Annotated in this window: 13 protein-coding genes; 6 read left to right on the top strand and 7 right to left on the bottom strand. The window is 66.6% G+C overall.

The window, feature by feature from the left end; all coding sequences use genetic code 11:
• Positions 1–116 precede the first annotated feature (116 nt).
• The gene (gene mnmA, locus IAQ70_RS11130; protein ID WP_190989379.1) at positions 117–1247 is read right to left on the bottom strand and encodes a tRNA 2-thiouridine(34) synthase MnmA; all 1131 of its coding nucleotides are present in this window, start codon (positions 1245–1247) and stop codon (positions 117–119) included.
• Positions 1248–1453: 206 nt separating this feature from the next.
• On the opposite strand from mnmA, the gene IAQ70_RS11125 reads away from it, so the two are divergent.
• Complete coding sequence (locus tag IAQ70_RS11125; protein ID WP_190989378.1) at positions 1454–2710, top strand: NAD(P)/FAD-dependent oxidoreductase; 1257 nt, start codon at positions 1454–1456, stop codon at positions 2708–2710.
• Here the strand turns inward: IAQ70_RS11125 and IAQ70_RS11120 are convergent.
• Positions 2686–3918, bottom strand: a complete 1233-nt coding sequence (locus IAQ70_RS11120) for a cysteine desulfurase family protein (RefSeq protein WP_190989377.1) — start codon at positions 3916–3918, stop codon at positions 2686–2688. The genes IAQ70_RS11125 and IAQ70_RS11120 overlap by 25 nt on opposite strands.
• A gap of 33 nt (positions 3919–3951) precedes the next feature.
• On the bottom strand, positions 3952–4626 hold the full coding sequence (locus tag IAQ70_RS11115) for a helix-turn-helix transcriptional regulator (RefSeq protein ID WP_190989376.1): 675 nt from the start codon (positions 4624–4626) through the stop codon (positions 3952–3954).
• A gap of 91 nt (positions 4627–4717) precedes the next feature.
• On the opposite strand from IAQ70_RS11115, the gene IAQ70_RS11110 reads away from it, so the two are divergent.
• Positions 4718–5143: a DoxX family membrane protein gene (locus tag IAQ70_RS11110; protein ID WP_190989375.1), complete on the top strand. Its 426-nt coding sequence runs from the start codon at positions 4718–4720 to the stop codon at positions 5141–5143.
• 14 nt (positions 5144–5157) lie between these two features.
• On the opposite strand, the gene IAQ70_RS11105 is transcribed toward IAQ70_RS11110, so the two are convergent.
• Entirely contained in the window at positions 5158–5871 is a 714-nt protein-coding gene (locus tag IAQ70_RS11105) for a hypothetical protein (protein ID WP_223859868.1), read from the bottom strand.
• Between the two features lie 149 nt (positions 5872–6020).
• Between IAQ70_RS11105 and IAQ70_RS11100 the strand changes: the two genes are divergently transcribed.
• The 4 genes from IAQ70_RS11100 to IAQ70_RS11085 all read left to right on the top strand — a co-directional run bounded on the left by IAQ70_RS11100 (position 6021) and on the right by IAQ70_RS11085 (position 9146).
• On the top strand, positions 6021–6992 hold the full coding sequence (locus tag IAQ70_RS11100) for a J domain-containing protein (protein ID WP_190989374.1): 972 nt from the start codon (positions 6021–6023) through the stop codon (positions 6990–6992).
• A gap of 9 nt (positions 6993–7001) precedes the next feature.
• Positions 7002–7469: a tRNA (cytidine(34)-2'-O)-methyltransferase gene (locus tag IAQ70_RS11095; protein ID WP_190989373.1), complete on the top strand. Its 468-nt coding sequence runs from the start codon at positions 7002–7004 to the stop codon at positions 7467–7469.
• A gap of 203 nt (positions 7470–7672) precedes the next feature.
• Complete coding sequence (gene sigK, locus IAQ70_RS11090; RefSeq protein WP_190989428.1) at positions 7673–8281, top strand: ECF RNA polymerase sigma factor SigK; 609 nt, start codon at positions 7673–7675, stop codon at positions 8279–8281.
• A 1-nt stretch (position 8282) separates the two neighbouring features.
• The gene (locus IAQ70_RS11085) at positions 8283–9146 is read left to right on the top strand and encodes an anti-sigma factor (protein ID WP_190989372.1); all 864 of its coding nucleotides are present in this window, start codon (positions 8283–8285) and stop codon (positions 9144–9146) included.
• A gap of 50 nt (positions 9147–9196) precedes the next feature.
• On the opposite strand, the gene IAQ70_RS11080 is transcribed toward IAQ70_RS11085, so the two are convergent.
• From IAQ70_RS11080 to IAQ70_RS11070, 3 genes are read right to left on the bottom strand one after another with little or no spacing between them, the layout of a single operon-like run.
• Positions 9197–9976: a PIG-L deacetylase family protein gene (locus IAQ70_RS11080; protein WP_190989371.1), complete on the bottom strand. Its 780-nt coding sequence runs from the start codon at positions 9974–9976 to the stop codon at positions 9197–9199.
• Positions 9977–9978: 2 nt separating this feature from the next.
• Positions 9979–10932 (bottom strand): electron transfer flavoprotein subunit alpha/FixB family protein, encoded by a 954-nt coding sequence (locus tag IAQ70_RS11075; RefSeq protein WP_190989370.1) that lies wholly within the window; start codon positions 10930–10932, stop codon positions 9979–9981.
• A gap of 14 nt (positions 10933–10946) precedes the next feature.
• Entirely contained in the window at positions 10947–11738 is a 792-nt protein-coding gene (locus IAQ70_RS11070) for an electron transfer flavoprotein subunit beta/FixA family protein (protein WP_190989427.1), read from the bottom strand.
• Between the last annotated feature and the right edge of the window lie 163 nt (positions 11739–11901).

Raw genomic sequence — 11901 nt, 5'->3', positions numbered from 1 at the left:
GTCCTGATGCCTAGATTCAATCAGACACCGGACTCATCAACCGGCATTTTTGTGAGTTGAGACACAAAATTTACCTGAGCGGGGGCGAAGATTCTGCTCAGGCCGACCAGAGCTACCTAAAGTTCGGCGCGCTGCAACGAACGGGCGGCATCGATAGTGGCCTGGCCAAGCACGCGGGTGCCCTGGTACAGGACCACCGTCTGGCCGGGAGCCACTCCCCGCAGCGGTTCGGTCAGGGTCACCAGCAACTGTGGGGCCTCCTCGCCGGGGACGGGCACCATGCGCGCGGTTGCCGGCACGGGGTCGCCGTGCGCGCGGACCTGCGCATGGCACTCAAACTCGGCACCCGTTTCGATTTCCGCAATCGGCAGGCCCGCCCAGGAGACCTTTATGCCGCGGATCTCGTCGATGGCCAGCAGCGCCTGGGGCCCCACCACCACCTTGTTTTCCTTGGGCCGGATTTCCAGCACAAACCTTGGCTTGCCGTCCGCTGCGGGCGTGCCCAGCTTCAGGCCACGGCGCTGGCCCACAGTGAAGGCGTTTGCACCCGGATGCTCGCCCACCTTGGATCCGGTCTCATCCACGATGTCGCCGGTGGTCATCTCGATTTTTTCGGCCAGCCAGCCGGCGGTGTCACCGTCCGGGATGAAGCAGATGTCGTGGCTGTCCGGCTTGTTTGCCACGGAGAGCCCGCGGCGCTCGGCCTCTGCCCGGACTTCAGCCTTGGACGGCGTCTCGGCCAGCGGAAACATGGAATGCTTGAGCTGCTCGTGGGTCAGCACGCCCAGGACGTAGCTTTGGTCCTTGGCCCAGTCCGCTGCGCGGTGGAGCTCCGGGTTCCCGCCGGCGTCGGTGATGACCTTCGCGTAATGGCCGGTGCAGACGGCGTCGAATCCCAGGGCAATCGCTTTCTCCAGCAGGGCGGCAAACTTGATCCGCTCGTTGCAGCGCATGCAGGGATTGGGGGTACGGCCGGCAGCGTATTCGTCGATAAAATCCTGGACGACGTCTTCCTTGAAGCGCTCCGAGAAGTCCCAGACGTAATAAGGAATGCCCAGCACGTCGCAGGCGCGCCAGGCGTCGCGCGAGTCTTCGATGGTGCAGCAGCCGCGACTGCCCGTCCGCAGCGTGCCGGGCATCCTCGACAGCGCAAGGTGAACGCCGACGACGTCGTGGCCGGCTTCAACGGCACGTGCTGCGGCTACGGCGGAGTCGACTCCGCCGCTCATGGCTGCTAAGACTCGCATACTGGCTTTCTTTTGGGTTCAGGGGGGCTGCCGGCACCAGTGGCGGCCTGCGGTTCATATGGCGGCCGCACAGATAACACAATGCCTGCCGCACTATTGTATCGGCACGCCGAATCCTACCCAAAAGACCTTGACTGACACACCCCGCGATTCTAAAGTCAAGGTAAGCAGTTTTAGAATCGACGGAGCAAGGGAAGCGGGCGGACATGGCTGTTCAGGACATCGTCGTAGCAGGCGGCGGGCTGGCAGGCGCCACCGCCGCCAAGACCCTGCGGGCTGAAGGTTTCACCGGACGGGTAACCGTTGTCGGCGCCGAACACCACCACCCCTACCTGCGTCCGCCGCTGTCCAAGGAGTATTTGCTGGGCAAGGCCGCGGAGGATACCGTCCCGGTGGTGCCGCACGGCTGGTACGCAGAGAACGACGTCGGCCTCCGCCTCGGCGTCCGGGTCACCGCCATCCGGGCGGCGGAGCGGACAGTGCAGCTGGACGACGGATCGTCCCTGGCCTACGGCTCCCTGCTCCTGGCCACCGGGGCATTGCCCCGGACGCTGCGGCTGCCCGGCAGTGACCTGGCCGGAGTCTCGACGTTCCGCACCCTGGATGACAGCAGGTTGCTCCGCGGCCGCCTCGCTGCAGGCGGGAAAAATGTGGTGATGGTCGGTTCGGGCTGGATCGGGATGGAATTGGCCGCAGCCGCGGCAACGTACGGCAACAACGTCACCCTGCTGGGACTGGAGGATATTCCGCTTGCGGGCGCCATCGGCCCGGACCTCGGGCGGTTCTTCCGGGGTTTGCACGAAGCAAACGGTGTCAGCTTCCGGCTTCCCGCCTCGGCGCAGGAGATCACCGGAGAGGGCGGAGCTGTTACGGGCGTCATCACGGACACGGGTGAACTGCTCCCTGCAGACATCGTGATCATTGCCGTGGGAGTGGTACCTGACACTGCGCTTGCCCAGACGGCCGGCCTGGCGCTGGACAACGGCATCCTCACCGACGCCTCACTGCAAACCAGCGAACCCGGCATCTATGCCGCCGGCGACGTCGCCAATGCCCTGCATCCCTTCACCGGCCAACACCACCGCAGCGAGCATTGGTCCAACGCCCTGAACGGGGGCAAGGTGGCGGCCCGGGCGATGCTGGGCCAGGACGCCACGCTGAACACCGTCCCGTACTTCTATACGGACCAGTTCGACGTCAGCATGGAATACTCGGGCTTCCCCACCCTGGCCGCGGGCGCCGAACCGGTGATTAGGGGGTCGCTGGAGGATAAGCAGTTCATCGCTTTCTGGGTGCAGGACTCCCGGGTGGTGGCCGGCATGAGCGTCAACTGGCCGCGGAAAGTGCAGCCGGGGGCCCAGAAGACCATCAAAGCCCTTATCTCGGCCCGGACGCCGGTAACGGCTGAGCGCCTGGCCGACCCCGCCGCCGGCCTCGGTCAGCTCCTGCCGGAACCGGCCTGACGCGCCACAGTGCCCGCCGTCTGGATGGACGATTCATGCCCGGCCATTCCCGCCTGGCGGGCCCGCTCATAGGCGCCGGGAAGGGCCGCCAGCAGGGCATCCACATCCGCATCGGTTGAGGCGTGGCCGAGTGTAAAGCGCTGGGCGCCCCTGGCGGTTTCCTCGTCCAGGCCCATGGCCAGCAGCACGTGGGACGGCCGCGGCACGCCGGCAGTGCAGGCTGAACCAGTGGATGACTCCACGCCGGCAAGGTCCAGCAGGAACAGCAGGGAATCCCCCTCGCAGCCCGGGAAGGTGAAGTGGGCGTTGCCGGGCAGGCGCCCCTCCCCCGGAGCTCCGCGCAGCACGGCCTCAGGTACGCGTTCGAGGACACCACTGATCAACCGGTCGCGGAGAGCCCCGATGCGGGCAGTCTCCGATTCAAGCTGGGCAGCGGCGGCTTCGGCAGCCGCAGCGAACGCGGCAATGGATGCTGTGTCCAACGTCCCGGAGCGCACATCGCGCTCCTGGCCGCCGCCATGCTGCACCGGAGTCAGCTTGACCGCACGCCCCAGCAGCAGGGCCCCCACACCCACCGGCCCGCCGATCTTGTGCCCGGAAACGGACATGGCGTCCAGTCCTGAAGCCTTGAAGTCCACGGGCAGGGATCCGAACGCCTGAACAGCATCCGAATGGACCGGGACCCCGGCCGCGTGCGCCAGCTCCACAATCCGGTGCACCGGCTGAATGGTCCCCACCTCGTTGTTGGCCCACATCACCGTCACCAGGGCGATGGAGCCGGGGTCGCGTGACAGCTCGGCCGCCAACGCCTCCACGTCCACCACCCCGTCGCTGTCCACGGGCAGCCAGGTGACCTCGGCACCTTCGTGCCGTTCCAGCCATTCCACCGTGTCCAGCACAGCGTGATGTTCGACGGCGGAGCACAGGATGCGCCGCCGGGAGGGGTCTTCGCCGGAGCGGGACCAGAACAGGCCCTTGACCGCCAGGTTGTCCGACTCAGTGCCGCCGGAGGTAAAGATGACCTCCGAGGGATGGGCGCCGGCCGCCGTCGCGATGGCCTCCCTGGCGTCCTCCACAGAGCGGCGGGCGCGGCGGCCTGAGCCGTGCAGGGACGACGGGTTCCCGGTACGGGAGAGTTCCCGGGTCAGGGCTGCCAGCGCCTCCGCAGAAAGTGGTGTGGTGGCTGCATGATCGAGGTAGACGGGCACGGAACAATTCTAGCCGCGTCGGCGGTCATGGATTCAGGCCGCACTGATCCCTGCGGTGATCCTGGCGCAGCACTGGCCGTGCACACTGTTCGGCGCGATGCGGTCCTCCGGCTCCCCGCACGCCGCAGCGGCGCCCCGGAGGAAGGAACCGTTCATGGCACAGACCACGTCCGGATGCCCGTCAGAAAGGCGGTGGAACGGGCAGTTGGCCAGCACCAGGCCGCCGTCCCCGTCGGGCCGGGGCTCGTAGCCCTCCCCTGCCATGAACTCCGTTAGGCCCTCCGCTCCGGCGGCGAGTTCCTGGCCCTTGCGGTACGAGGTGAGGCGCAGCGAGTCGCCCACCGCGTCGCCGGTTGCCGTGGAGTGCTCGATGGCAGAGGCGAGGAGTTCTCCGGCCAGGTCGTAGTTCCGGTCGGGCACCGAGGCGCTCACCTCATTCGCTGCTGGCCGATACATCTTGGCGGGGCGGCCGGAGCCGGGTCCGGCTTTGCCGGCGGCCTTGTGGAATTCCACTGCCAGCAGGCCATCCTGGACCAGCTTGTCGAGGTGGAAGGAGGCCGTACTTCGCGGCAACCCGAGGGCATCGGCGGCGTCGTCGCGCCCGACGGCGCCGTCCGAGGAGGCAACCAGCTGGAAAAGCTGCCGGCGTTTTTCGTCACCGAGCGAGGCAACGGCCGCCACGCGGCGGCCCCACGGAAGTCTGCGCACTAGGAACCCTTCATTCTAAAAACAACATCCATTGCTTAATCTGTCCGTTCTTTCTAAAATTATGATACCTACTTTTAGAAAGGAGCGCACCATGAAAACCACCACAGAAAACATCCCGACCGGCCGCCTCCAAACAATGGCACCGGACCGCCAGGCGTTCTTCCTGCTCCGGACCGTCTTCACCGTGGCACCCATCCTTTTTGGGCTGGACAAATTCACCAACATCCTCACCGACTGGACCAGCTACCTGGCACCCGTTGCCACATCAGTTGTCCCCGTCACGCCGCAGACCTTTATGTACATCGTCGGCGTTGTGGAGATTATTGCCGGCATCATGGTGGCGGTCCGTCCGCGGTTCGGTTCGGTGCTGGTGGCCGTCTGGCTGCTGGGAATCATCATCAACCTGCTGGTCCTGGGCGCATACTACGACGTGGCCCTGCGGGACTTCGGCCTGCTGGTCGCCGCGCTCGCACTGAACCGGCTCTCGCCCGCCGGGTCCTGGCGCCGCCACCGCTAGTTCAGTCCGCACCGCTAGTTCGACGGCGGAACCACCACGAGGCGCGCTGCCACCTCGGCCCGGGCTGCAGCCAGGGTGGCAGCATCGGGGCAGGAAACCGAGACATACACCGACGATGCGGCCGTACCGAAGACCCTTGCCATGACCGCCGTTGATCTGGCGCCTGCCTGACCGGGTTCCTCCAGGACCAGAACCTCGACCTGCGGACCCGGCTTGTCAGGTTCACCACCCCACCGCAGCGTTGCCGTCTTCAAATAGGCGGGCAGGATGGTGGGGTCAAGGTAGGTGAACAGGCCAACAGTTGATTCCCTGTCATCCGCCAGGACAAGGGGGGACTGGTTGGCGCGCACCTTGGCCGCCACCAGGCACCCGTCGGATTTCACGTACTGGTTCTCGCCGGCCACGTTTTCCTTGACCGGCGTCCAGCCTGGCGCACTCTTGAGGCCGTCGGAGATCCCCACCGAAACGCCCTCGGCCAATGAGGCGCCGGCCGAGAACGGCATGTCCTTGGCTGCCACCGCCGCGGCATCATGGCCAGGCGTGATGGTGGGGGTTGCAAGCGCGGTGGCCGGCTGCGGGATCTTCGGGGCTTCGGGGTCCGGGACGCCAACACTGCATCCTGCGAGCGCCATCATGCCCAGGAGTGCCCCTGCCACGAGTCCAGCTGCTGCCTGTGCCTTCACATCCACCCCACTATGCTCGCCGAAAAGCCAACCTGCCGTCACCATCCAAGAGTCTAGACGGCGGGCCGGTTCCGTTTCGTAAGCCGGTGCCGGGAACCACTGCCACCCACAAAGGCGTTGTGTGGACAGGCGGCTAAACTGGGCCAGCCGGGCTGCCTGCCGTGGACTGGCCGGACGAACAAAAGGATGGGTGCGTGACCGAGAGCAGCAGCTCCTACTACGAGGTGCTCCGCGTCGCGGTGACAGCCACCGACAAGGAAATCAAGGTGGCCTACCGCCGGGCGGCGCGGACGGCCCACCCGGACCACGGCGGGGACGCCGCCGCGTTCCGGCGCGTCACGGCAGCCTACGAAACCCTGATGGACCCCACACGGCGGAAGGCCTACGACCGCTCCTATGCCGCGGGAACGGCCGGTGCCACAACGGGTGCGGCTGCCTCGGAAGCGCACTTTGATGCGCCGGCTGCGGGGAGTCATGCCTCGGCCACCGTGCACAGGCCCAGCACGCCCCGCAACACCGCCGGCGACCCCGCGCTCTACCTGCCGCCCTACGATGCCGCAGCGTTCCAGGCGGCCGGGACGGTTCCCCTCATCCCCTTCAGCCAGGCCAGTCAGCAGGTTCATGGGATGCCGCGCAAACGCGGAATTTTTGGGGCGGAGGCCCGGATCCAGCGTGAGATGCGGACGGTGCAGCTCATTAGCCGCCAGGTGCTGCCGGCGATTCCGGCCGCCCGGCTGGTCAACGGGCTGCAGTCCCCGGCGGACAACAGCCACATAGACCATGCACTGCTGTCCGGTTACAGGCTGGCGCTTATCGGTTCCATGCTCCTGCCCAAGGGGGCTTACGCCTGGGACGGACAGGCCCTCAGGCACGGCGGCCGCTCCATTGCCCCGCCGCAGCTGGCCCACGTGGTGCGCGCCATGCAGGACGTTTTCCCTGAACTGAACGTCACCGGCTGGACCGTCGTCCACAGTCCCGATGGCAACCTCCACGAGCCCGTCATCGACCGCCACCGGCGCACGGCCGGCGCCGGCGAATCGGTGCAAGTGGTCAACGGGGCAGGCCTGGTCCGTGGCCTCAAACACTTCCTCTCCGCCGGACCAGCGCCGAACACGGTCAACGTGCCCATCCTGGCCCGGCTGCTGCGCGGCATGCACACTGGCTAGGATTGGACCGTGTTCCGAATCCTCTTCCATTCCCCCGAAATCCCAGGCAATACCGGCAACGCCATCAGGCTGGCCGCGATCACCGGTGCCGAACTGCACCTGGTGGAACCCCTGGGCTTTGATTTTTCTGACGCGAAGCTCAGGCGGGCCGGCCTCGACTACCACGACCTCGCCGTCGTCACTGTCCACAAAACCATCGAAGACGCCTGGCGGGAGCTGCAGCCGGAACGCGTCTACGCTTTTACCTCCGACGGCACGGCCAGCTACGCGGACATTGCCTATAAGCCCGGCGATGTGCTGATGTTCGGCCAGGAATCCGTGGGCCTGCCCGAAGACGTCAAGCGCGACCCGCACGTCACCGCCACGGTGCGGCTTCCCATGCTGCCCTCCCTCCGTTCGCTGAACCTCGCCAATGCCGCCTCCATTGCGGTGTACGAGGCCTGGCGCCAGCAAGGATTCGCCGGCGCCCAAATCTGACCGCCGCAGCGGAGCCCATTCAGGCCCATCCGTGACGCTGCCTGCACCGAATCACTCCTGACAGCAATTCCGGGATGATGAAGGAGCGGCGGGTGAGACTGTTACAGGCCCGGCCGGGTGAGCTGCCTGCCACGTCCGCTGCCTTGCGCAGCCCCGGCGTCGATGCCCCTGATCCGCCGCCCGGAGACCTATGCTTGTTAGTGATGGAAACTCCCAACGCGCCAAACTTCGAGTCCCCGGCCGCAGTCACAGACTCTCCGGCGGCTCTCAGCCAGCGCCTGGGCCGTCTGCTCGCCCGGGTTGCGGGCGGAGACCAGGCAGCGTTTGCCGAGTTCTATCAGTTGACCTCGCGCAGGGTTTTTGGGATGGCCCGCCGGGTCCTCATCGATCCTGAGCTCAGCGAAGACACCACGCAGGAAGTTTTCCTCCAGGTTTGGCAGAATGCCGGGAAATTCAACCCCGAAGCGGGCAGTCCGCTGTCCTGGCTGATGACCATTTCCCATCGCCGGGCAGTGGACAAGGTGCGTTCCTCGCAGTCGGCCACCGACCGTGAAGCAAAATACGGCGCCAGCAGCCAGGAGGTGGACCACGACTCCGTATCGGCCGAGGTGGACAGCAAACTGGAGGCAGAGGCTGTGGTCCGGTGCCTGGCAACGCTGACCGATACACAGCAGGAATCCGTGCGGCTCGCCTATTACGGCGGCCTCACGTACCGGGAAGTCGCGGAGAAGCTCAATGCGGCGGTTCCCACCATCAAGTCCCGCATCCGCGACGGACTGATCCGTTTGAAGACATGTCTGGGGGTGAGTTGAGATGACAGAAATGAATAGTCAGGGTGGCGCCCGCCGGCCGGGGTCGTTCGGCCTGGAGATCGCTGCCGACCTGGATTCCGGGCGGGCGGTGGACCTGGCCGAGCTCTATGCCCTGGACGCGGTCACTGATGGCGAACGCGCCGCCATCGACCGTTACATCTCAGCCGCCCCGGCGGACGAGCGCAATTCCTTCCTGGAGCGTGTCCGCCAGGCGCGGGAAACCCTGGCCGTGTCGTTCACCGCACAGGAAGAACCTCCGGCAGATCTGTTTGACCGCATCGTGGCGCAGCTGCCCACGCTCGCGCAATTGCCGGCTGCCGGACCTGCTGCACCTGCTGCCGTTTCGCCTGCCGAACAACCGGAGCCGGAACCCGCCGATGAGCTTTCCGCGGCCAGGGCACGGCGGGAATCACGACGCCGGCCGGGCAGCGCCCGCCGCTGGCTCGCCGCCGCGGCAGCCGCCGCAGTCATCGCCCTCGGCGGCGTGGCCGTAGGATCCTACGTCGCCGATCAGAACGATCCGCTGAACCAGGTGGTCCGGGCCCAGGACGTCCGCGAGGCGTCAGTCCCCGTGGCTGCAGGCGGAACCGCAACGGTCCTGATCTCGTCCTCGAAGGATGCCCTGGTGGTCAAGATGAAGGACGTGCCCGCGCCGCCGGCCGGCAAGGTCTACCAGATGTGGCTGATCCCCAAGGACGGCTCGGCGCCTGTGTCGCAGGGCCTGATGGATGAAGCGGCACTGTCCAAACCTGCCATCGTGAAGGGTATCGCCAAGGCGGCATCCCTCGGCATCACTGTGGAACCCGCGGGCGGCTCCGCAGCCCCGACCTCCCCCACCGTGGCGGCCGCACCGCTGGGGGCCTGAGGGCTGGAGTCCTGATGGCTGGAGGCTGACGGCGCTTTGAGGCTGACCGCCTAGAAGCCGGCGATGGTCCCCGGGCCGTTTACGGCCACCACATGGAACGCTTCGGCGCTGCGGCCATCCGGTAGGCCGCCTCGCCGTGCGTTTGCGAGCAGTCCGTTCCGGACCACCAATTCCATGGCGGCAGCGTCGGGATGCTGGCTGACATGCACATGGATGGCCTCGAGCTTGGTTGCCACGTGGTCCGTGACGTCAACAAAATGGTTCTCGCGCTCGTCCGGCCCGGCGTAAAGCCACAGCCACGGGAGTTTGTACGCCGCCAGTCCGGCCTCCGCCAGCTCGGGGTAGGCGAAGGGATTCTCCACCGCGGGATAGACAGCCCTGGTCACGGCCTCCCCCACCGCGAGGTGGTCCGGGTGGCTCTTCTGGAGGCGGTTCCAGTTCCGTTCCGGATGCATGGCAAGCACGACGTCGGGACGGACTTCCCGGATCAGCTTCACCACACCTTTGATCACCTCGTGCGTCGGTTCCAGGTAGCCGTCGCGCTCGTGCAGGTAAAAAATCTCGGTGACGCCCACAAGTCCGGCCGCCCGGCTTTGCTCGGCGGCCCTGAGTGCAACGATCTCTGCCCGGTGCGCCGGATCAAACCCGCCGGCGTCGCCGTCGGTCATGATGCAGTAACTGACGTGGACGCCGGCGGCTGTCCAGGCGGCAATGGTGCCCGCGGCAGCGAAGTCGATGTCGTCCGGGTGGGCGGCGAAACAGAGCACCCGCCCCACCCGGTGTGTGGCCGGGTCGAACGGGCTCTGTGCCGGGGCAGCGGGTTCAGCCACAATCAGCCTTTACGCTTCTTGATTTCTTCCGTGGCCTGGGGCAGGACGTCGAAAAGGTCCCCGATGATGCCGAAGTCGGCGATCTCGAAAACCGGCGACTCGGCGTCCTTGTTGATGGCCACGATGACCTTGGCCGTCTGCATCCCGGCTTTCTGCTGGATGGCACCGGAGATGCCGGCCGAGATGTAGAGCTGCGGGGACACGGTTTTCCCGGTCTGGCCTACCTGCGCGTCGTGGCTGATCCAGCCGGCATCGGTGGCTGCGCGGGAGGCACCCACTGCAGCACCCAGCGCATCCGCAAGTTCCTCCACGGGGCCGAAGTCGCCGTCGAGGCCGCGCCCGCCGGCAACAACAATCCGCGCGTCGGTGAGGTCCGGACGGCCGCTGGCCACTTTTTGCTCGCGGGAGGTGATGCGGGCAGCCGTTGCAGTGCCGTCGTCGGGTACCTCCACGATGGAAGACTCCGGTGCAGTGGCAGCCGAGGCTGGCTCCGGGGTGATGCTGTTTGCCTTCAGCGTCAGCACGGAGACCGGCGTCGTGGCTTTGGCAGCAGTGGTGTAGGACCCGGCCAGGACCGACTTGTGCGCTGTGCCATCGGCGTCAACCCCAACAACATCGGTGATCACACCGGCGTTGAGCCTGATGCCAAGCCGGGCCGCGATTTCCTTGCCTTCGGGCGAATTGTCGAGGAGCACCGTGCTGGCGCCGGCTGCTGCGGCGGCGGCGGCGAGGTAGGCCGCCTTGGGCGCCACGAGGTAGTCATCCAGGTCGGCGGCGGAGGGCTGGAAGACAGCAGTGACGCCGTACTCGGCGAACGCGGCCGAGACTGCGGGGTGCACGTCACCGTTGACGGCGACGGCGGTTTCACCCAGGGCACGGCCCGCGGTCAGCAGTTCCAGGCTGCTCTTCTTCAGAGCATCTCCGGGGTTGTCAATGAATACAAGTACGTTAGCCATGTCTGTGATCCCTCTTAGAGCAGCTTCTGGGCGGCCAGGAAGTCGACGAGCTTGATGCCGGCGTCGCCCTCGTCGGTGATGATGGTGCCTGCGGTGCGTGGCGGACGTTCCGCGGCGGTGGTCACCGTGGTCCAGGATCCGGAGCGGCCCACCTGTGCCGGATCGACGCCGATATCGGCCAGCGAGAGGGTGGTGATGCTCTTGCGCTTGGCGGCGATGATGCCCTTGAAGTTGGGGTACCGCGGCTCGTTGATCTGGTCCGTCACGGAGACGACTGCAGGCAGCGGGGCCTCGACGGTCTCGGAGTAGGTGTCGGCGTCGCGGCGGGCGGTGAGGCGGCCGCCGTCGACCGTCAGCGAGGACGCGAAGGTGACCTGCGGAAGGCCCAGGCGTTCGGCCAGCTGGGCCGGCACCAGGGATGTTTCGCCGTCGGTGGAGGCCATGCCGGTGAGGACGAGGTCCACCCCGCCGACGTGGCGGATGGCGGCCGCCAGCGCGAGCGAGGTCGCGGCGGCGTCGGAACCCGCCAGGGCGCTGTCCGTCAGGTGCACGCCCTCGGTGGCACCCATCTGGAGCGACTTCTTGACGGCGTTGACCGCGCCGGCGGGACCCATGCTCAGTGCAATGACCTGGTTCCCTGCCTTGGCGCCGCCGCGGGCCTCGGCCAGCTGCAGGGCAGCCTCGAGCGCATATTCGTCCAGCTCCGAAAGGATGCTTTCGTCGCGGTCCGTGGTGTAGCCCTCCCCGTTGAGGTGACGGTCGAACTGGGCGTCCGGTACATGCTTGACCAGGACGATGATCTTCAATGTCTCTTCCACTGTGTTTACAGCAGCCTTCCATGCTTGTGGACAGCCAGCCGGGTGGGGTCATGGCCTCGGAACGCCCGGGGTACGGGTAGATCCTAGCTAACCATATAGTCGTGTTCCGTTGCCGTCCCGTTAACGCCTGTGTCAGAGCCCGGCGGGGCGT

The organism is Pseudarthrobacter sulfonivorans (assembly GCF_014712225.1).
Taxonomy (GTDB): Bacteria; Actinomycetota; Actinomycetes; order Actinomycetales; family Micrococcaceae; genus Arthrobacter; species Arthrobacter sulfonivorans.
The sequence above is the reverse complement of the archived record's forward strand: the minus strand, read 5'-3'. Positions and strand labels throughout refer to the sequence as shown.